This is a genomic window from Streptomyces sp. NPDC104371 (assembly GCF_055583785.1).
The window spans coordinates 1131199-1152026 of record NZ_JBVJNF010000001.1 but is presented as its reverse complement, the minus strand read 5'-3'; the positions used below and the strand labels follow the sequence as shown (position 1 = coordinate 1152026).

17 protein-coding genes are annotated in these 20828 nt (G+C 71.5%); 6 read left to right on the top strand and 11 right to left on the bottom strand.

The window, feature by feature from the left end:
* Position 1: 1 nt before the first annotated feature.
* The 4 genes from ACZ60T_RS05130 to ACZ60T_RS05115 all read left to right on the top strand — a co-directional run bounded on the left by ACZ60T_RS05130 (position 2) and on the right by ACZ60T_RS05115 (position 4662).
* Positions 2–940, top strand: a complete 939-nt coding sequence (locus ACZ60T_RS05130; RefSeq protein WP_469664511.1) for an ROK family protein — start codon at positions 2–4, stop codon at positions 938–940.
* A complete protein-coding gene (locus ACZ60T_RS05125; RefSeq protein ID WP_469664509.1) occupies positions 937–1848 on the top strand; it encodes a 1-phosphofructokinase family hexose kinase in 912 nt (303 codons plus the stop codon). Before ACZ60T_RS05130 ends, ACZ60T_RS05125 begins: the two co-directional genes overlap by 4 nt.
* Before the next feature lie 31 nt (positions 1849–1879).
* A complete protein-coding gene (locus tag ACZ60T_RS05120; protein WP_469664507.1) occupies positions 1880–2761 on the top strand; it encodes a class II fructose-bisphosphate aldolase in 882 nt (293 codons plus the stop codon).
* Positions 2762–2859: 98 nt separating this feature from the next.
* A complete protein-coding gene (locus tag ACZ60T_RS05115) occupies positions 2860–4662 on the top strand; it encodes a glycoside hydrolase family 35 protein (RefSeq protein ID WP_469664505.1) in 1803 nt (600 codons plus the stop codon).
* 99 nt (positions 4663–4761) lie between these two features.
* Here the strand turns inward: ACZ60T_RS05115 and ACZ60T_RS05110 are convergent, their stop codons facing one another.
* Positions 4762–5769 (bottom strand): LysR family transcriptional regulator, encoded by a 1008-nt coding sequence (locus ACZ60T_RS05110; RefSeq protein ID WP_469664503.1) that lies wholly within the window; start codon positions 5767–5769, stop codon positions 4762–4764.
* Between the two features lie 181 nt (positions 5770–5950).
* Between ACZ60T_RS05110 and snpA the strand changes: the two genes are divergently transcribed.
* The gene (gene snpA / locus ACZ60T_RS05105) at positions 5951–6643 is read left to right on the top strand and encodes a snapalysin (RefSeq protein ID WP_365629531.1); all 693 of its coding nucleotides are present in this window, start codon (positions 5951–5953) and stop codon (positions 6641–6643) included.
* Between the two features lie 81 nt (positions 6644–6724).
* Here snpA and ACZ60T_RS05100 read toward each other — a convergent pair whose 3' ends face one another.
* The 5 genes from ACZ60T_RS05100 to ACZ60T_RS05080 all read right to left on the bottom strand — a co-directional run bounded on the left by ACZ60T_RS05100 (position 6725) and on the right by ACZ60T_RS05080 (position 13021).
* A complete protein-coding gene (locus tag ACZ60T_RS05100; protein WP_469664501.1) occupies positions 6725–7915 on the bottom strand; it encodes a M20 metallopeptidase family protein in 1191 nt (396 codons plus the stop codon).
* Between the two features lie 2 nt (positions 7916–7917).
* A complete protein-coding gene (locus ACZ60T_RS05095) occupies positions 7918–9075 on the bottom strand; it encodes an amidohydrolase family protein (protein ID WP_469664499.1) in 1158 nt (385 codons plus the stop codon).
* The gene (locus ACZ60T_RS05090) at positions 9065–10378 is read right to left on the bottom strand and encodes a type I glutamate--ammonia ligase (protein WP_469664497.1); all 1314 of its coding nucleotides are present in this window, start codon (positions 10376–10378) and stop codon (positions 9065–9067) included. The genes ACZ60T_RS05095 and ACZ60T_RS05090 overlap by 11 nt, the downstream gene beginning before the upstream one ends.
* A 56-nt stretch (positions 10379–10434) precedes the next feature.
* Positions 10435–11940, bottom strand: coding sequence for an APC family permease (locus ACZ60T_RS05085; protein ID WP_469664495.1), 1506 nt, complete (start codon positions 11938–11940; stop codon positions 10435–10437).
* Positions 11941–12112: 172 nt separating this feature from the next.
* On the bottom strand, positions 12113–13021 hold the full coding sequence (locus ACZ60T_RS05080; protein ID WP_365629509.1) for a MurR/RpiR family transcriptional regulator: 909 nt from the start codon (positions 13019–13021) through the stop codon (positions 12113–12115).
* A 252-nt stretch (positions 13022–13273) separates the two neighbouring features.
* Here ACZ60T_RS05080 and ACZ60T_RS05075 point away from each other — a divergent pair, with 252 nt between their 5' ends.
* Positions 13274–14785 (top strand): DUF4246 domain-containing protein, encoded by a 1512-nt coding sequence (locus ACZ60T_RS05075; RefSeq protein WP_469664493.1) that lies wholly within the window; start codon positions 13274–13276, stop codon positions 14783–14785.
* Here the strand turns inward: ACZ60T_RS05075 and ACZ60T_RS05070 are convergent.
* The 5 genes from ACZ60T_RS05070 to ACZ60T_RS05050 form a co-directional block, all read right to left on the bottom strand.
* Positions 14752–15780: a helix-turn-helix transcriptional regulator gene (locus tag ACZ60T_RS05070; protein WP_469664491.1), complete on the bottom strand. Its 1029-nt coding sequence runs from the start codon at positions 15778–15780 to the stop codon at positions 14752–14754. The genes ACZ60T_RS05075 and ACZ60T_RS05070 overlap by 34 nt on opposite strands.
* A gap of 42 nt (positions 15781–15822) precedes the next feature.
* On the bottom strand, positions 15823–17526 hold the full coding sequence (locus ACZ60T_RS05065; RefSeq protein ID WP_469664489.1) for an amidohydrolase: 1704 nt from the start codon (positions 17524–17526) through the stop codon (positions 15823–15825).
* A 295-nt stretch (positions 17527–17821) separates the two neighbouring features.
* Positions 17822–18679: a S1 family peptidase gene (locus ACZ60T_RS05060; protein ID WP_365629974.1), complete on the bottom strand. Its 858-nt coding sequence runs from the start codon at positions 18677–18679 to the stop codon at positions 17822–17824.
* 199 nt (positions 18680–18878) lie between these two features.
* The gene (locus ACZ60T_RS05055) at positions 18879–20081 is read right to left on the bottom strand and encodes a cellulose-binding domain-containing protein (protein WP_469664487.1); all 1203 of its coding nucleotides are present in this window, start codon (positions 20079–20081) and stop codon (positions 18879–18881) included.
* 87 nt (positions 20082–20168) lie between these two features.
* A complete protein-coding gene (locus ACZ60T_RS05050) occupies positions 20169–20777 on the bottom strand; it encodes a helix-turn-helix domain-containing protein (protein WP_469664485.1) in 609 nt (202 codons plus the stop codon).
* Between the last annotated feature and the right edge of the window lie 51 nt (positions 20778–20828).

The window sequence follows — 20828 nt, the reverse complement described above, 5'->3', positions numbered from 1 at the left end:
CATGGCGCACGTCATCGCTCTCGACGTCGGCGGCACCGGCATCAAGGCCGCGCTGCTCGACCAGGCCGGGCAGGTCGTCCAGCCCTCCTGGCGCCCCACCGGCCGGGAACGCGGCCCGGAGGCCGTGGTGCGCGGCATCATCGACTTCGCCGCGGACTTGCACCGCGAGGCGGCCGAGGCCGGGCACCCGGTGTCCGCGGTCGGCCTCGCACTTCCGGGGATCGTGGACGGGGCCGCCGGGCGCGGCGTCCACTCGGCGACCATCGGCTGGCGGGACGCTCCGTTCGGCGACCTGCTCTCCGAGCGGACCGGCCTCCCCACCGCCGTGAGCCATGACGTGCGCGCGGGAGGCGTGGCCGAGGCACGGCTGGGCGCCGGGCGCGGGCAGCGCCGCTTCCTGTTCGTACCGGTCGGTACCAGCATCGGTGCGGCCCTCATGACGGACGGTCAGGCGGAGCCCGGTGCCCACAACCGGGCCGGTGAGATCGGCCACCTCGTCGTGCGGCCCGGCGGGGAGCGGTGCGTCTGCGGCGCCGCCGGATGCGCGGAGAACTATGCGTCGGCCGCCGCCGTCGAGCGCCGGTACGCCGCCGCGACCGGAGAGCGCGCCGACCCGGCGTCGATCGCCCGGCGGGCGGCCGACGGCGAACCGGCGGCCGTCGCCGTCTGGGACGAGGCCGTCTCCGTCCTCGCCGACACGCTGCTGCTCTGCTGCACGGTGGTGGACCCGCCGCTCATCGTCCTCGGCGGAGGGCTGGCCGAGTCCGGCGACCTGCTGCTCGCCCCCCTGCGCGCACGGATGGCCGAGCGGGCCATTGTCCCGGTGGTACCGGACCTCGTCCGCGCGCAGCTCGGCGACCGGGCGGGCTGCCTGGGCGCCGGACTGCTGGCCGGGGACCTGCACCGGGCGCACAAGGCCGGAAGGGGCGCGGAACAGTGATCGTCACCGTGACTCCCAACCCGGCCCTGGACATCACCTACACCGTGCCGGGCTTTCGGCCGCACACCACCCACCGGGTGGCCGAGGCCGCCGCGCAGGCGGGCGGCAAGGGCGTCAACGTCGCCCGGGTGCTGCACGCGTTGGGCCGCAGGACCACTGCCGTACTGCCACTCGGCGGCGCGACCGGCGCGGCGGTCGAGGCGGATCTCGTCCGGTCGGGGATCCCCCACCTCCGCGTACCGATCGACGGCGAGACCCGCCGTACCGTCGCCGTCGCGGACACCGCCGACACGACCATGCTCAACGAGGCCGGGCCGGAGGTCGGCGCGGCGGAGTGGGCGGCGCTGCGCGGCCGGGTGCGTGACCTGCTGCCGGAGACCCGGGTGCTGGTCGTCTCCGGCAGCCTGCCGCGCGGCCTGCCCGAGGACACCTGCGCAGACCTGGTCCGGCTCGCCCGGGACCTCGGGGTGCCGGTGATCCTCGACGCGGACGGCCCGGTGCTGCGGGCCGGTCTGGCCGCACAGCCCACGGTCGTCAAGCCGAACGCCGCCGAGCTGCTCACCGCGACCGGCATCCAGGACCCGGCGGAGGCCGCGACCACCCTGCTGGCGGCGGGGGCCGAGACGGTGGTGGCCTCGCTCGGGCCGGACGGCCTGCTGGCCGTCACCCCGGAGGGCTGCTTCCGAGCGCGGCCCCCGGAGCGGGTGGCGGGCAACACCGCCGGGGCGGGTGACGCGGTGGTCGCGGTACTGGCGGCCGGACTTGCCGACGGCGCGGCCTGGTCCGACATGCTCGGCGACGCGGTCGCGCTCTCGGCGGCGACCGTGCTGGCTCCGCGCGCCGGGGTGTTCGACCCCGACGCCTATCGGCGCTTCGCGGCGGCAGCCACGTGTGCCATGTCGACCTGACGTATTGTCACTTCCTCTCCCTGGAGCCCTCATGCCCCTAGCAGCCACCGGCACGCTGGTAGCCGAAGCGGCCGCCGGACACCGCGCCGTCGCGGCGTTCAACGTGATCACCTTGGAACACGCCGAAGCCATCATCGAGGGAGCCGAGACCGCCGGGGCGCCGGTGATCCTCCAGATCAGCGAGAACGCCGTGAAGTTCCGCCACGGCCGACTCTCACCGATCGCCCGCGCCGCCGGTGAGGCGGCCCGCCTGGCCGCCGTCCCCGTCTCCCTGCACCTGGACCACGTCCAGAGCCCCGAGCTGTTGCGCCAGGCGGCCGACTGCGGGTTCAGCTCGGTGATGTACGACGCGGCGCACCTGCCGTACCAGGAGAATGTGGCCGCCACCCGTGACGCGGCCGACTGGGCACACCGGCAGGGGCTGTGGTTGGAGGCCGAACTCGGGCAGGTCGGCGGCAAGGACGGGGCGGCCCCGCTCAGCGCCCACGCCCCCGGCGCCCGCACCGACCCCGACGAGGCCCGCGCCTTCGCCGCGGCCACCGGCGTCGACGCACTGGCCGTCGCGATCGGCAGCTCCCATGCCATGACCACCCGCACCGCACGCCTGGACCACGACCTGCTGGCCCGGCTACGCGGTGCGCTGGACGTGCCGCTGGTCCTGCACGGGTCCTCCGGGGTCTCCGACCCGGAGCTGCGCGGTGCGGTCGCCGCCGGAATCACCAAGGTCAACATCGGGACCGCCCTGAACAGCGCACTGACCGCGGCGGTGCGGGCGCATCTCGCGGCGGACACCCGCGGCGTCGACCCCCGGGCCTACCTCGCGGAGGGCCGCCGCGCCATGGCCCGGACGGTCGCCGAGCGCATCATCGCCCTCGGCGGAGCGGACACCACCCCGGCACGCACGGCTCAGTAGGGCCTGTCCGGTGGCTCTTCCCCCTGGTCGGCGCCGACCCGACCCTGCTGACCGCCGTCCGAGCCGGACCCCGCCGACCACAACCGAAAGCACCACACATGAACACACGACCAGCACTGACCGTTGACGGCCGTCGCTTCTTGCGCGGCGGCCGTGAGCACCGCGTGGTCTCGGCCGCCGTGCACTACTTCCGCATCCACCCCGACCTGTGGCACGACCGACTGGCACGGCTGCGGGCCATGGGCTGCAACACCGTCGAGATATACATCGCCTGGAACTTCCATCAGCCCACCGTCGGCCCGGCCCGTTTCGACGGCTGGCACGACGTCGCCGCGTTCATCCGCGAGGCCGACGCGCTCGGACTCGACGTCATCGCCCGCCCCGGTCCCTATATCTGCGCCGAGTGGGACCTCGGTGGCCTGCCCGCCTGGCTGCTCGCCGACGAGTCCCCGCACCTGCGCACCGCCGACCCCGCCTACCTGGCCGCAGTGGACCAGTGGTTCGACCAGCTCATCCCCGTCCTTGCCGAACTCCAGGCCTCACAGGGCGGCCCCATCGTCGCCGTCCAGGTCGAGAACGAGTACGGCAGCTACGGCAACGACGCGGACTACCTCGAGCATCTGAAGAACGGTCTCATCGCCCGGGGCATCGACTGCCTGCTCTTCACTTCCGACGGCCCTCAACCGCGCATGCTGGCCGGCGGAACGCTGCCCGGGGTGCTCGCCACCGTCAACTTCGGCTCCCACCCGGAGGAAGCGTTCGCCGAGCTCGCCGAGTTCCGGCCCGACACCCCGCTGGTCTGCATGGAGTTCTGGAACGGCTGGTTCGACCACTTCGGGGAAGCGCACCACGTCCGCGATGTCGACGATGCCGCTGAGGCGCTGGACGGAATCCTGGCCGCCGGGGGATCGGTCAACATCTACATGGGCCACGGCGGCACCAACTTCGGCTGGTGGGCCGGCGCCAACCACACCGGCAAGACACTCGCCGACTCCGGCTACCTGCCCACCGTCACCAGCTACGACTACGACGCCCCGATCGGCGAGGCAGGCGAGCTGACGGAGAAGTTCCACCGGTTCCGTGAGGTCATCGGCCGCTATGTGCCACTGCCCGAGGGCGAGTTGCCTACGCGTCCGCGCCGCGTCCGCCCGCAGAGCGTAGCCGCCGTTCCCGTCGCGGCCTTGCGCGACAGCCTGGATCTCCTCTCCACCCCGCTGCGTCGCCCGGCTCCCGAACCGATCGAGAAGCTCGGCCACCACCACGGGCTGGTGCACTACCGTCACCGCGTCAAGGGACCCGGCGGACCCGCCAAGCTGACCGTCGAGGGGGTCCGGGACCTCGCGCAGGTGTTCCTCGACGGACGGCTGGTCGGCGTGCTCGAACGCGACGACCCGGCACCCACGGTCGAGCTGGTCGTCCCCGAGGGCGGCGCCGAGCTGGAGATCCTCGTCGAACCCTTCGGCCGGGTCAACTACGGGCCGCACCTGGCCGACCGCAAGGGCCTGATCGCAGGCGTGCGGCTGGACTACCAGCACCTGTTCGGCTGGGACGTGCGCGTCCTGACCCTCGACGACCTGAGCGTCTTGTCCACCACCCCGGCCGTCGAGGTTGCCGACGGCCCCGTCTTCCACCGTGCCGTCGTCGATCTGCCGGAACCGGCGGACGCCTTCCTCGCCGTCCCGGACAGCGACCGCACCCTGGTCTGGCTCAACGGCTTCCTTCTCGGCCGCCTGTGGACCGAGAAGGGCCCCCAGCGCGCCCTCTACGCCCCGGCGCCACTGTGGCGGGCAGCGGGCAACGAGATCCTCGTGCTCGACCTCGGTGGAACCAGCGCCCCGCTCACGGTGGAACTGCGCGACGAGCCCGACCTTGGGCCGACCACCGCACCGCCGCGGCACTGAGGCGAGGCCCCGAAGGATGCCTGGCTGAAGTGGCGCGGCCTCCGGAAGGCGTCCGCGACGGGATGTTCGCGTATCCGTGCACGCCGACCACGCTGGGGCTCAGGCCGGTGTCCTGGTCGGCGTGTTCGCGAGCCCGTCCGGCCGGTGTCGGCCGTCGACCGGCAGGGCGGCGGCCGGAGTGCGGGCCCTTTCCAGCCACTCCACGTAGGCCGGTGCCTCCCGGGCCACGGCCCAGTAGGACTCCTCCAAGTACGGGTAGACCTCGTCCAGTTCGGCCTCGGTGCGGGCGGCCAGCAGCAGCCGCACGCCGATGGGGTCGCCCTCCAGCGGGCGGATGGCCAGATCGGGGCGGGGGTGGGCGGTGGGCTGGCTGACGGTGACGACCTCGCCGATCGCGGCCAGCGAGTACGCGGTGAGGTAGTCGCCGTGCAGCATCTCCGACCGCAGGCCCGCCGACCGCAGGGCCCGGAACAGCGCGTCCCACTCGCCGTCGACGGTGGCATCGACCATCCAGCGGTCACCGGCCAGGTCGGCCATCCGCACCCGGTCGCGCGAGGCCGCCGGGTGGTTCGCGGCGAGCGTGACGAACTGCGGCTCGCGTTCGACGAGGACGCGGACGTGGAGACCGGGCGGCATCCGCAGCGGGCTGCCCTCGACCTCGTGCACGAACGCCATGTCGAGCCTGCCGGCGGCGACCATGGCCAGCAGCGAGTTGGCGGAGACGTTCATCTGGAGCGTCGGCTCGATCCGCGCCGCCCCGGTCCGCAGCCGGTGCAGCCAGCCCGGGATGGCGCGGTTCGCCGTGGCGCCGATGCGCAGCCGGAAGCCGCAGGCGGCGCGGGCTGCCGCGGCCCGGGTCTCCGTCACCATCGCCGCGAACTCCGTCACCAGCGGCCGGGCCCGGCTGAGCACCACCAGGCCCAGCGGGGTGGGGTGGCAGCCCGTGCGGCTGCGGACGAACAGTGGGGCGCCGAGGGCGTTCTCGATGCGCCGCAACTGGGTGCTCAACGAGGGCTGCGCCATGCCGAGTTCCCGCGCCGCTCGGTGCAGACTGCCGGTGTCGGCGATGACGCAGAGCACGCGCAGGTGCCTGACCTCCAGCTCCATGGGGGGAGCGTAGAGCGGGGCTCCGTGTGACACCAGGTGTTCAAGTGCCTGCGAATGCGGATGAGTTGGACCCTGATAGCCCGGCGCTATCCCCGATTGCCATCATCCCGGGACCCGTTCAGGCGTCCGACACTTCCTGGCAACCGATCGTTCCACCCCACAGGACGAGTAGGAGCCCCCCATGACGTCGTTGCGTACCAGCGCCGGGCAGAAGAACTCCAGGAGACTCACGGCTCTCGCGCTCGGTCTCGGACTGGCCGCGGCGGCCCTGGGCACCGCGGCCCCGGCGGGCGCCCAGCCCCAGGGCGCCGACCGGGCCCCGGCCCGTAGCGCCGCCGGTTACGTCGGTTCCGCCGAGAACACCGACAACAAGGCCTTCTTCGACGCGGTGCTGAAGTCCGTCGCCCAGCGGCAGGCCGCACAGCCCTCCCTCAAGACGGTGACCGTCTACTACAACGCCTCCCAGGCACCCAGCTTCCGCTCGCAGATAGCGAGCGCCGCCTCGATCTGGAACAGCTCCGTGTCGAACGTGAAGCTCCAGGCGACGTCGGGCAGCGCCGACTTCGCCTACTACGAGGGCAACGACCCGAGCGGGTCGTACGCCTCCACCAACGGCCATGGCAGCGGCTACATCTTCCTGGACTACGCGCAGAACCAGCAGTACGACTCGGTCCGGGTGACCGCCCACGAGACGGGCCATGTGCTGGGCCTGCCCGACCACTACAGCGGCCCGTGCAGTGAGCTGATGTCGGGCGGTGGCCCCGGCCCGTCCTGCACCAACCGCTACCCGAACACGACCGAGCGCTCTCGCGTCAACCAACTGTGGGTGAACGGTCTGGCCAAGGCCCTCGCCAAGGCCGGTGTGCGGCGCTGACCGACCGCGCCACTGGCCTTCCGGCCGTGACCTCACCACGCGCGTACGGACCGCGGCTCCCCACCGCGGTCCGTACGTCTGTCACGGAGCAGGCGGCTTCGCGGGAGTGGAGTCCGCGAGGGTGTCGGCTGCCGCGAGGTAGCCGGCGAGAAGGGCGTGTGCGACCTCGCTGACCGCGGTGTCGTCGGGCAGGAAGGCGGCGGAGTGCAGACCTTCCTGGTCGCCCGTGGTTCCGACGAACATCATCAGCGAGGGGAAGTGCGCGGAGTAGTAGGAGAAGTCGTCGGAGCCGGCCGATCTGAGTTCGGGCGCCGGGCGGAGCCCCAGCTCGCCGAGCAACGGCGCCGTCGCCGAGGCAAGGGCCGGGTCGTTGACCAGTACGGGCTCGCCGTGGACGAAGGAGACCTCGGCCCGGCATCCTTGCGTGCGGGCGATGAGCTGGGCCGTCTCCCTCATCTCCCGCTGTACGGCGCTACGTTGGTCCGCGTCCATGGCGCGCAGGGTGCCGCGTGCGCTCGCCACGTCCGGTACGACGTTGGCCGCGCTTCCGGCATCGAGCCGGGTGACGCTGAGGACCAGCGGTGACATGGGGTCGGTGCGTCGGCTGACCAGAGTCTGCAGGGCGACGACGACATGGGCGAGCGTGGTGACGGGGTCGTGCGTGAGGTGAGGGTAGGCCGCGTGGCCCCCTTGCCCGTGCACGGTGATCGTGAACTCGTCGGAGGAGGCGTTGACCGCGCCGGGCGTGCAGGCGACGGTGCCCGGTGCCAGCAACGGCTGGACGTGGGCGCCGATGACCGCGCGGCACTGTTCACGCAGGAGGATGCCGTCCTCGACGATGTCCAGCGCGCCCGAGGGATAGGCCTCCTCGCGCGGCTGGAGGATCAGCAACAGCGGTACGGCGCCGACGTGGTCCACCGCGAGGGCCAGCGCCGTCGCGGCCGCCATGTGGACGTCGTGGCCGCAGGCGTGCATGACGCCGCCGCGCCGCGAGGCCCAGGGCACTTCGGTGCGCTCGGTCACGGCCAGGGCGTCCATCTCCCCGCGTACGGCGATGGCGGGCCCCGCGCCGCCGACGCGCACGACGGCCCCGGTGTCGGCGGTCTTGACCACGGCGCAGTGGGCAGGCAGCGCCTCGATCACCGTGTCGCGGGTCTGGGCCTCGTCGCCGGACAGGCGCGGCTCGGCGTGGAGTCGGCGGCGCAGGGCGAGCGCGTCGGGCAGACGTCGGCGCAGCTCCTCGGCCAGGCGGGTACGGGCTGAGGCGTCCATGGTCATCGGGCCTCCGTCAGACCGTAGACACGCCGGGCGTTGTCCCGGCCGGTCAGCCGGACGACGCGGGCGGCCTCATCGGGGTGCCAGTCCCCGTCCTCGACCCACCGGCCGAGCGCGCGGCGCATCCCTCGACGCCAGAGCAGGGCGCCCAGGTAGTGCAGTTCGGGCGGGCCCCACGCGTCCGACGAGAAGAGAACCTTGGAGAAGGGAGCGAGTTCGAGCGATTCGGCGATCAGCGCGTCGGAGCGAGCGCCCGTGTAGTTGACGCCGAGTCCGACGTCGAAATAGACGTGCGGGAAGATCTGCGCGAGGTAACCGGCGCCGCGCTGGTACGGATAGCAGTGCAGGAGCAGCAGATCGACGCCGTGGGGCTGGACGTTCTTGATGAACCGCGTGAGCAACAGCGGGTCGCAGCGGTGCAGTTCCACGTCGGCGTCGCCGTAACCGGCGTGCAACTGGATCGGCAGACCGCGGTCGACGCCCGTCCACAGGGCGAAGCGCAGCAGTACGGGGTCGGACACCCGGTACGTCCCGGTGGCTTCCGCTTCCCGCAGCCAGGTCCCGGCGGCGCGCACGGTCTCGGCGTCGGTGGGGCGGTCCGGGTCGAAGTCGAAGCCGTGACGGTAGGCGATGATGCTCTTCACACCGACCGCGGTCGCGGTTCGCTCGGCGAGCACGGCACGGAACCGTCCGGGGAGTTCGGCGGCGGTGGCTCCGCCACGGGCGACGTCTTCCAGTACCGATTCGAGGCGTACGACCTCATGGGCCGCTTGCCCGGAGGCCTCGGCCATCTCCGCCACGCCGAGGATCGCCTCGCCCTTGTGTCCCGTCTCGACGAGGTAGTCGCCGATTCCGCCGGCGGTCAGGAGGCGGCGCGTGACCTCGGCGGGTCCGAGGGCGGCGCGGGCGGCCAGGTAGGACTCTGCCGAGGCATGCGGTTCGAGGTCCAGGAGCGGGGCGCACCAGCGGCGGATCGCGAAGCCGAGCTGGGAGTCGAGGTGGGTCGTGCCGGGCGGTGCGGGCCAGTCGGACTCGGTGAGCATCAGCTCGAACTCGGCACGGTCCGTGTCGCCGCGCAGCGCGCCGTGGACATGGTGGTCGACGAGCGGCGTGGTACGCAGCGCGGCTTCGAGCGTGGGGTGGGCTTCAGTGGACACGTGCGGTCTCCCGGGCGCGGGCGGCATCGCCGTCGAAGCCGTCCAGATGGGCGAGTTCACCATGACGGACGGCGAGGTGGGTGGTGAGCAGGTCGGGGTCGAACCAGGAGCATGCGACCTTGTCGGCCTCCAGCGCCTGGAGTGCCTCCGGCAGGGTGCGCGGCAACGCGGGCACCGCGGCGAGATCGCTCGCGTCGGCGTTCTCCGGCCACACCTTCGGCCGCGGGTAGTCGGCCGGGTCGCCGTGCAGACCCGCGAGCCCGGCGCGGACGAGTACGCCGAGCGCCAGCCAGGGGTTGGCGGTGGCGTCGGCCGCCCGGTACTCGAGGTTGAACTGGCGGGCGGAGTCACCTCCGCCGAGCCGGGACGTGGGGCAGATCCGCAGCAGGGCCTCGCGGTCGCGTTCGGCGAGATAGACACCGCCGGCGCTCCAGCGATGCGGGGTCAGTCGCAGGTACGAGGTGGGGCTGGGCGCGGTCCATGCCGTGAGCGCGCGAGCGTGGCGCAGGATACCGGCGGCGAAGCGGACGCCCGGTTCGGACAGGCTGCCGGGTTGCGTGGGGTCGTAGAGGACGGGACGTCCGTCGGCGTCCTGGAGGCTGAGGTGGATATGGACGCCGTTGCCGGATCCGTCGGGGTCGGGCAGGGGTGCGAAACCGGCCCGCAGGCCTCGTCGGGTGGCGAGGTCGCGGACCAGTTCCCGCAGCAGCACGGCCCGGTCGGCGGCGGTGAGGGCGTCCGTGGGACGCAGGGTGATCTCGAACTGGTCCTCGCCGTACTCGGGCAGCCAGTTCTCGGGCCGCAGCCCGGCCCCGTCGAGGAGAGCGAGGAGGTCGGACCCGAACGGCTCCGCGGCGCGCAGCCGTTGCAGGGAGAAGGGGCGGGTCGCGGGAAGGCCTTCAAGGGTGAATTCGTGCTCGAAGGACGCGGTGACGCTCAGGCCCGTCGTCTCGCGCAGTTCGTCGAGAGCGGTGCGCAGGAACGTGCGGGGACAGCAGGCCCAGGGCTCGCCGTCCAACTGTGTCTGGTCGGCGAGGTAGAGGCGCAGACCGGGCTTGCCGGCGTCCGGGTCCGCGGGGATGTCGGTCCGGGTGGACTCGGCGGGCAGCAGACGAAGGTCGCCGGTGGAACCGAACGCGGCGCCGGGCGCGATGGGCCCGAAGGACGTGATGCCGAGGTTGGCGGGGACCCAGCCGGTGCCGCTCCGCAGGACGTCCTCTTCGTCGGAGTGGGGCACGGCACGGCCTCTGACCTGTCCTGACAGGTCGCAGGTCGCGACGAACACGGTGGCGGGATCGGACATCGACGGCTCCTGAACGGGTGCTGTGGTGCGGGAGGTTGCTCGCGAGAGCGGCATGGCTACGAGGACAGGCCGGTGGGTTGTGCGGGGTGGGGCGAGGGCGCGCCGGGGGCCTGGTCGGCCGGTGCCGGTTGGACGGGGTCGGCGTCGGCCGCGTCGGCCTGTTCCGCGCGCAGGCTGTCCCCGATGCGCTGGGCCCGCTCGGGGGCCAGAACCACGATGGCCGCTCCGGCCAGACACCAGACGCCCGCTATCCACGGGAAGTAGCTGTAGGGGGCCTCCTGGCCGGTGGACTGCTCGGTGAAGACGAAGACGAGGTAGGCGATGGCAGCGAGCGGCACCACCACTTCCCAGCGGGGGATGCCGCCCCGGCCGGAGAGTGTGAAGGCGATGACTCCCGCCCCGGCGACCGCGTAGGCGACGAGGAGGCAGAGCACTCCGACGGTGGCGAACCAGTAGTAGGTGTCGAAGGCGCTGGTTCCGGCGGCCCAGACAGCGGCGCACAGCAGTACGCCGATGACGCCGGTGGAGCGCAGCGCGGGGACGGGGGCGTGGGTGCGCGGGTGGGTGCGGGCCAGTCGGCGCGGGCCGAATCCGTCCCGGGCCAGGGCGAAGCACAGGCGCGAGGCAGCCGCTGAGGAGGACAGCGCCCCGGCGAACGCGGCGGCGGCTGCGGTGAAGGCGATGACCAGGGCGAACCAGGTACCGATGTACTGCCCGGCGAGGGTGGACAGCGCCGACTCGGCGGAGGTGAAGGCGGCGATGCCGCGGTCGTCGGTGCCGAAGCCGATGGTCTCGGCGAACATCACGCCCACGTACAGGATGCCGGTGAGCACGATGCTGCCGACCAGCGCTCTGGGGATGTTGCGCTTGGGGTCGGCGGTCTCCTCTCCCAAGGACGTGCAGGCCTCGAACCCCGCCCAGGAGAGGAAGGCGAACACGGTGGCGCTGACGATGGCGCTCGTGCTGTGGCCTCCCGTGGTGAAGGGGGACAGATCGAAGCCCTGGCCGCGGGGCGCGCTGCCGGTGCCGACGCGGACCATGACGACGGCGCTCAGCACCAGCATCGCCAGGATGCCGATGCCTTCGATCAGCAGAAGTGCGCGCGCGGTGATGCGGGTGTCACGTGAGTTGAGGACGGTCACACCGACCGCGGCGATCAGCGAGATGACGATCCAGGGGCCGCTGTCGTGGATCCCGAGCGCGGCCAGGAAGGCGCGCACGAAGACGCCGGTGGCGGCCAGGGTGCAGGCGAGGAAGGCCAGGTACGTTCCGAGCAGGGCGAATCCGCCGAAGAATCCGGCGCGCGGGCCGATGGTGCTTCCGGCCAGGGCGTATACGGAGCCGGCGTGGCTGATGTGCCGCGTCAGGCGCCAGAACCCGTAGCCGACGAGGGCGACGCCGAGCAGGCCGAGGAGGAAGACGAGCGGGACGGCGGTGCCGACCGAGCCCGCGACCCCGGCGCCGTTGAGTCCCATGGCGAGCGTCGGGCCCATCATGCCGACGGAGAGCGCCCAGGCCTCCCAGAGTCTGAGCTTGCGTTGGGGCCGGTGATCTGCTGGCACGGAGGCTCCCTGGCGGGCGGGGCCGCTGCGTACGGCCCGGACGCTGACATGAAATATCCATTCCAGGTGGGGCGTCAATAGGTTGTCCACGGTGAAACAGTCGTTTCACTCCTGGGTGTTCGCCTGCTCCGGAGACCCGCTCTGCTCCTCAGTCCACGTCCTGTTCAGGCCCTCAGCCCAGGTCCGCTTCAGACCCGAGTTCCAGGTCCGCGAGCGCGTCGTCGACCGCGCGCATCCGCTGGGTCGCGGCAGCCCCGAGCCGCGCCTGCACAGCGGCCACCAGCGCCTCCGTCAGCGCCAGGGGTGCCACCAGGCTGTCGAACGGGCTGGGCGCCTCCACCCGAGTGGGCAGCACGACGTCCGCGAACTGCGCGACCGGTGACAACCACGGGTCGGTGACCAGCACGACGGTCGCCCCACGCCCATGGGCGAAGCGCGCCAACTCGACGGTGCCCCGCTGATACCGCCTCAGATCGAAGACCACACACACGTCCCGTGGCCCCAGATCGGCCGCCAGGCCCTCGTCGCGTCCCGGCCCCCGCACATGCAGCAGCGTGTCCGGGCGCATCAGCCGCAGATGCAGATCGAGATACTCCGCCAGCATGGAGGTGAACCGCCCGCCGAAGCCCACGATGCGCCTCGACGTGTCACACAGCAGCTCCGTGGCCCGCTCGAAGTCCTCGGCCGGCAGCGCGGCGAAGGTCTGCTTCAAGGCGGCACAGCCCACATCGGCCGCCACCTCGACCAGTTCCGACGTGTTCGAGGCGTCCGTGATCATCGCGGGCAGCGTCAACGGCGAGGCCCTCCGCGCCTGTACCTCGTCGCGCAGCGCCGCCTGGAAGTCCCGGTAGCCGGCGAACCCGAGGCGGGCCACGAAACGCACCACGGTCGGAGCGCTCGCACCGGCCCGCGCGGCGAGTGCCGAGGTCGACTCCAGCCCTGCGGCCGGATAGCGGCCGAGCAGCGCCTTCGCGATCTTCCGCTCACCGGCCGAGAAGGAGTCCTGCGCACGGCGCACCCGGTCGGCCACCGTCTGCGCGGGCGCGCGTGATGTGTCGCCATGGTCTTCAGGGGTGGGCATTCGTTCCTTCTCTCCGCTCGCTGCACGATCGATCTCCCGCAGGTCGCCCATCGTGGCCGAACCGCGCCTTGGATCGTGTCACCTCGTCCCGTCCGCCACCTAGTCGACGGCGGGGGACTCCGTCCGTTCCCGTCGAGAACGGCGGCGCGGTGCCACGGTCGCCGCGGGGAGCCCGCCGCGGCCACGGCCGTGTTGTCAGTCCGTTCGCCTACCCTTCCAGCCACCGCACACCGACTGGAAGGATCAAGAGAGTTGAACGGCCTGTCCGCGTTCCCGCTGCCCTTCGAAGCATCCCGTTCCATAGCGTTGGCGAAGCCCCGGACGCTGCGGGAACTTGAGATGATGGAGTGCAGCGCCCATATCCGGGCGAAGCCGGGGTGGTTCGAGAAGATGAACGATGCCGACATCGTCGCCAGGTGGACGCAAGAAGCGATCGCCCAGGGCCTCACCGAGGCGCAGGTGAGTTACGTGCTCGCCGAACTCGCGCATTACGCCGCACTGCGGGACCCACGAACCGGTGTCGAGGTGTCCGCCGTCGACGGGGTGTGGCAGTCGGACACACTGATCGACGACACGCTCCGGTCCCGGCTGCGTGAGGCGGTCCGGGTTCTGGAAGAGGTTCCCGAGGACGAGCGGGACTGGCATCCCGGATCCGACGGCCAAGTGCTGGATCTGGTGCATCCCTCACTGTTCTGCCTGGTGAGGGAGGCGAGCGGGGCGCCCGAGCAGGCGTGGCGGAACCCGACGGACCACTCCTCACGGCATGAGTTCTCGGAGAAGTTCCAGTGGCTGCCCACGGATGTCGACGTCAGTGACGACGGTGATGTCACCTTCCGTTCGTACGTCAACAACGTCCACCCCGAGACCCACCGCGAACTGGCCTCCGTGCTGCCGGACTTGTTCGCGCGTCTGCGTCCGCTGCTGGAGAACGTGCTCACCGATCTGCGCCATCCTCGGCCGCCGCGGATCGAGGCCGATCCCTTCGGGTGGTACGACGACTCGGAGCCGGAGTATCCGGAGAAGTCCTCCTACAGCGATGACGAGGCCCACGCGGAAGCCGTCCGCGTATGGGACAAGGCCCAGGACGAATGGTGGGACAACCGCGTTCCGGACATCCCGGACGCCCCGGCCTTCGCCGCGCCCGAACTGCCCGACGAATCCGCCCGGGTCGACCTGCGAGGCCGCGGTCTTCAGGTCATCGTCAAGCTCGCCACCCTTCAACTCACCCCGGACAAGCCGGAGTACGCCGGTGGTTCCTGGCATGTCGAGGGGATGATGAACGAGCGGATCGTCTCGACCGGCATCTACTACTGGGACAGCGAGAACATCACCGAGAGCAGGCTGAGCTTCCGGGCGGCGGTCGACGACCCGTCCTACGAACAGAACGACGACGACGGTGTGCGTGACGTCTACGGCCTGGAGGACGAGGACGCGCTGAACCAGGTGCTGGGATCGGCATCGACCCCGGCGGGCCGCTGCCTGGCGTTCCCGAACATCCTGCAGCACCGCGTCGGTTCGTTCCGCCTCCAGGACCCGACCCGCCCTGGATACCGCAAGATCCTCGCGTTCTTCCTGGTCGACCCGGAACAGAAGATCTGCTCGACATCCGATGTGCCGCCGCAACAGCCCTGGGCCGACACCTCGACCATGACGCTCGAGCAGGCCAGGAACTACCGCGAACAGCTCATGCGGGAACGCAAGTTCTTCGTCGACGAACACAACGAGCAGCTCTACGAACGGGAATTCTCCCTCTGCGAGCACTGAACCCGCGGCGCCTTCGGCTCCAGCCCCCAGGCCGTGGCGCGGCTCGCGGCCGCCACGCGGTTGGGGGCGTCGAGCTTGGTGAGGATGTGCTCGACATGCGTGGCGACGGTGCGCGTGCTCACGAAGAGGCGTTCGGCGATCTCCCGGTTGGTGAGTCCGGTGGTCAGCTCGGCCAGGACGTCCAGTTCACGCGGCGAGAGACCGGCCGGGGGCACCACGCGGCGGCACTCGGCGAGTGTCGCCGCGCCCCGGCGGGCGAGCCGCAGTTCGAGCAGCCGTGGCCCGTGCGGCACGAGGATCGTGGCGGGCAGGGTCCGCCGCACGGACGCGCGCCGTACGACATCGCCCAGCGGCGCCACGTCACCGAGCCAGGCCGGGACCCGACCGCCGAGGGGCAGCGGGGCCGCCCGCGGCGGGTCCGGCACGGCCAGCGTCCACACTTCGGCCGGGGCGTCCGCCGCCGGGCCTATGGGGCCTGGCGGTACGAGGACATCCACGGCCGCCGCCAGGCAGTCGTCGAGCAGGGCCAGGACATGGTCGGTGGGCCGGAGCTGTCGCCGCCGCCCCTTCATGCTGAGGTTCAGCACCCCCACGTAGCGGCCGTCCGGGGAGAACAGGCACTGGGTCACACCGTCCTCGAACCCGGACGGTTCGATGACATCGCGGATGACGGTGGAGGCGCACCGCAGGCCCTCCGGCACGTCATGCAGCCACAGCAGCCCACCGGGGCGGCGCACCAGAGCGAACAGCGGATCCTCGTGCAGCCCGTTGCTCAGGTACTCCCGCGCCCGCTCCGGGTAGCTGTTCGCCAGGCTGACATGGCGGCGCCGTACGGGATCCCAGCGGGCCAGGCACGCGTGGTCGCAGTCGACCACCTCGGACAGCGCCGAGAGCACCGCGTGGGCGCTCCCGGCCTCGTACGTGCCCCGTACCGCGGCATCGCGCACCCGCAGCGCCGCCTCCAGGACCGTCTCCATCGAAGCCACTGCCTCCATCCGCGTAGCATCGACGGCCGCGCGACCTCCGTCAACGCCTGTTCAGCCGGTGCGGAGGTCGTGCACGATCTCACCGCCGAGCACCGTCAGCGTCACCGGCAGCTTCGGGATGTCATGCGGATCGGCGCTCAGCAGGTCGCCGCCCAGCACGCACAGGTCGGCGACCTTCCCGGCCTCCAGCGTGCCCTTCCAGCCGTCCGCGAAGTCCTGCCACGCGCCGCCCGCCGTGTAGGTGCGTACGGCCTCGGCGAGGGTGATGCGCTGATCGGGACCGCTGACCCGGCCCTTGGCCTTCGACTCGCGCAGCAGCATGGTGGCGATGCCCTGCCGCCAGTCGGGGAGCGTGACCGGTGCGTCGGAACTGCTCGCCACGGTGACCCCCGCGTCGATGGCGTCGCGGTAGGGCCACTCGTACGCGGCCCGCTCCGGGCCGACGAGTTCCTCCTCCAGGTCGGCGATCGTCCACTTGATGGTGGGGTTCATGTTGGCCCCGAACCCGTGCTCGGCCAACCGCTTCATGCTGCGGGCGGTGAGGAAGTCGCCGTGGATGACGTAGTGCCGGGCGTCGGGACGAGGATGCGCCTCGGCGGCGGCCTCGAAGGCGTCGACGACGGTGTCGATGCCCCGGTCCCCGGTCACATGGACACCGACCTGGTAACCGGCCGCGTGCGCGTGCCGCACCATCTCGCGGACCTCGGCGACCCGCTCGTCGTCGGTCTCACCGGCCACGCACAGCGCGCCGCAGCCGCCGCCGAGATACGCCTCGTGCATCCACGCCGTCTTGTTCGGCGGGATGCCGTCGGCGAAGATCTTCACGCCGATGACGTTGAGCCGACGCGGGTCCTCGCTCGCCGACACGTCCATCCCGTCCAGGGCGCGGGCGAAGTCCGCCCCGGTGCCGGACATGCCGACCGGCAGGAGCAACACACTGACACGGGCGGTGAGTTCGCCGTCGGCCAGCAGCCGCCGGTAGACATCGAGGGTCTCCCCGGCCAGTGCACCGCCCATGATCTGCTCACCGCCGGGGCCGAGGCCCGGCTCGGTGTAACTGGTGATGCCGAGCGCGCGCAGGTGCGCCAGCGTCGAGCGGATCGCCGTGGTCCGGCTCTCCCGGGTGAGCGGGGGCAGCACCCGCTGGACACTCACCTGGGCGCCTTCCCGCAGCAGCCCGGTGGGTTCTCCGGACGCGTCCGTGACGATGACCCCGCCAGGAGGCGCCGAGGTCGCCCGGTCCACCCCCGCGCGCCGGAGCGCGGCGGAGTTCACCCAGCAGGCGTGCCCGGAGAAGTCCTGCAACAGGACCGGGTGGTGCGGGCTGACCGCGTCGAGGTCGTGGCGGGTCGGCAGCCGCGAGGGGTCGGCCACACACTCGGCGAGATAGCCGGGGTCCCAGCCGATGCCCGTGATCCACTGACCGGGCGGGGTGCGCTCGGCGGCCCGCCGAACCGCTTCGGTGATGTCCGCGATCGACTCCACGGCGGGGTGGCCGAGGTCGAGCGAGAGCGGGGGCGAGGCGACACCGAAGGCACAGCCGTGGAGGTGGGAGTCGTTGATGCCGGGCAGCAGCGTGCCGCCCTTCAGGTCGACGACGCGGGTGTCCGGGCCCGTCAGGGCGTCGATCTCGTCGCGACTCCCGACAGCGGTGATGGTGTCCCCGGTGACGGCGAGGGCGGAGGCGATGGCGAAGTCGGCGTTCACGGTCAGCACGGAGCCGTTGACGAAGACCAGGTCGGCGAAGGCGGGCAAGGCAACTCCCGGGCAGGACGCGGGTGGACGGCGGGACACCCCGGGGCGCACTCGGGGTGGGAGCGACTCTGCGATGTCACCCCGGTGCCGCGCATCGGTCATTCGACCGATGTGCCGGTACGACGGACAGGGCTGATCCTGAAGCGCGCGGGGCTGGTCCTGACGCGCGCAGAACGCGGCTCGCCCCTGCCGGTGGGCATCCCGCACGTGCCGATCGCCGGGTGGTCCGTCAACGCGGACGGCCGCCGTACAGATGTGCCCGCGGGCAGCTCCGTACGGCGGCCGTCTCTACGGACTAGGCCTGCGGCTTGGGGAGTTGACATCCCTTGCGGTTCAGGTCGAGCTGGCTGCCGTCGACGACGCACGGCACGATCCCGTACGTCTCCTGCGCGTAGTGTGTGCCCTGGCGGACGGTGATACGTCCCTTGCGGTCGACCTCGCAGGGGTTGTTGAGCGTGCACTGCTCGCCGTCGTCGTTACCGGTGTTGTTGACGGCGATCACACGTCCGGTGTGGTCGTCGATCACCGGGGAGCCGGAGGTGCCGCCGATGGTGTGGCAGGAGGGTGTGTAGCGCACCGAGTCCTTCCAGGTCCACCAGTACTCCTTGAGCTGGTCCACGAACCCGTCGACGGAGCACTTGTACTGCTCCTTCCAGTACCCGGACACCACAGTGATCTTGGTGTTCTTGCGCGGGTGGCGCGGGTCGAGCAGCAGGGGCCGTACGTGGTACTTGCTCTCGATCTCGGCGTAGGTGGTGGTCGTCCGGTACAGCGAGACATCGGTGTCGGTCATCGTCGCGTACGAGATCTGGTCGGCCTGGAGCGTGCCGAGCACCCCGGCGTCCGCGTCGAGGAGCTTGAACGTACGCGTGGACGGCTGGTCCACGATGACCTCGCCGGCCTTCGGGAAGCCGCTCTCGATGCAGTGCCCGTTGGACATGACGAGCGCGGGGTCGTCGGGCCGCGACTGCGGGGTGCGCACGACAGAGCCGGAACAGTTGCTGAGCGCGACGGTACCGGCGAACGTGACGGGCGCGTCGTTCGGTCTCGCGCGGGTACCGGCGTCGCCGCCCGCGGTCTGCGCGACGGCGGGTGCCGCGCCCGCGCCCGCCAGGGCGAGCGCGAACACCGCGCCGGTGAGCGCCTTGCCGATCCTCGGAGAACGACGTGTCGTGCGTGTCATCGGTGCTGCGGGTGACATTGGGTGAAGCCCCCTTGCCGACGCCGGATGTGACGTCTGTAGCCGATGTTGCCGTGCGCATTCTTCGGTGCGGACGCGCGGCGGGACAAGGGGTTGGATCAAGTTCGTTTCCCAAGTCGACCCCGGCAAGGGGAGGTTGACACTGGTTCGGTCAGCAACTGATCGGCGAGGAGCCGACGGCCACGTCGTCGAACCACAGCGTGTCGTCACCGCCGCCGTAGCTCTCCCAGCCGAGGCGCAGGCCGGTGGGGCGCGGTGCGGTGGTGCGGGACAGCCACTGCTGGTCGATGTCCGGGGTGGGGACGCCGTCCGCGTGCAGGCCGGGCACCTGCTGGTCGCCCAGCCAGGTGTCGAGGTTGCCGTTCGATGTGTCGATCATGAATCGCAGGCACTGCCAACTGCCGGTCGGCAGCGGCTTGCTCTGCGCGACACCGGCCGGGCTCTGCGCGGGCAGGGTGGCGTCGTCGATCTCGCGGTTCCACTGCAGGGCGCTGTTCTGGCCGCCGATGCGCAGGGCCTTGCCGCCCTGGGAGCTGTCGGGCAGGGAGACGAAGGCGACATGCCCGGCGGGGAGCGCGGTGGTGTGCCGTACCCACAGACGGATGTACAGGGGACCCACCGACGACAGGTTCGCTGTCGCGGCGACGAAGGCGTGGTTGCAGTAACCCGCCTTGCCGTCCACCCGCATCGACTTGCCGCCGCTGTGCGCGACGGAGGTGTCGACCGTGACCGTGCCGGTGCCCTGGCAGTCAGGTGCCGCGAACTGCCAGGCGCCGGAGGGTGTGGAGCCGCTCTGGTCCTCGAACCCGGAGCAGAGCACGGCACCACCGCAGTCACCGCCGGGCGGCGGAGTCGTCGGCGGCGGGGTGGTCGGAGGTGTCGTGGGCGGGGTTCCCGGATCGGTCGGCGTCGTGGTGCCGTCGCAGGCCACGCCGTTGACCGCGAAGTCGGTGGGCGTGGGGTTGGCGGACTGATAGGTCCCCTGGACGCCGAAGTCGGCCGAACCGCCCGTCGCCAGGCCGCCGTTCCATCCGGCGTCCGTGACGGTGACGGCCTCGCCGCTCTGGGAGGCGGTGGCGTTCCAGGCCGAAGTCACCTGCTGGTCACCGCCGTACGTCCAGGTCAGACGCCAACTGGTGATCGCCGGGCCGAGGTTGGTGACCTTGATGGCGGCGGTGTAGCCGCCGGACCACTGGTTGACGGTGTAGTCGACCCGGCAGCCGGAGTCCGCGGCGCTGCTGGGGGGTGCCGCGATGACGGCGGACAGCAGCAGCCCGAGGGCCGAGAAGGCCGCAAGTGCCGCCCATGTCCAGGGCCGATGCCGTAATCGCGTGACGAGGGTGCGCGGGTGCATGGTTGCCTCCGGGACAGGGGTGGGTGGAGTACCGACCGCGAGTGTGGGAGCGCTCCCATATAGGAGAACTACTTTGACCGCGCACTGTCAATGCGGGGCGGGTGTCGGATCCGTACGGGTACGGGGCTTGGCCCGGACATGGACGCGTTCTCCCTGCGGCCCGAAGAGGTTGAGGATCTCCACGGGGGAGTCGCCCGCGGGGCCGAACCAGTGCGGGAGGCGGGTGTCGAACTCGGCGGCCTCGCCCGGTCCCATGATCAGGTCGTGGTCGGCCAGGATGAGCCGCAGACGTCCGGACAGGACGTACAGCCACTCGTATCCCTCGTGCGTGACCGGCTCGGGCCGGTTCTGGTCCGCGGGGATGATCGACTTCCAGGCTTGCAGGCCACCGGGCTGGGCCGACAGCGAGATCGTCGTGCGGCCCTTGTGGACGCGGGGTCTGAGGCGGATGCGCGGGTCGCCGACCTCGGGTGCCCCGACGAGTTCGTCCAGGGGGACCTGGTGGGCCTGCGCGATGGGCAGCAGCAGTTCCAGGCTCGGGCGGCGCTGGCCCGACTCCAGCCTCGACAGCGTGCTCTTGGAGATGCCCGTGGCCTCGGCCAACGCCGACAGGGTCACGCCGCGCTGGGCCCGGATGCGCCTGAGGCGGGGGCCGACCTGGGCCAGGGTCGCGGCGATCGGTGATTGCTCGTCCATACCCCTCATTTCACCTCGCGCGTCCCGGAAATGGCAACGGAAGTTGTCGAT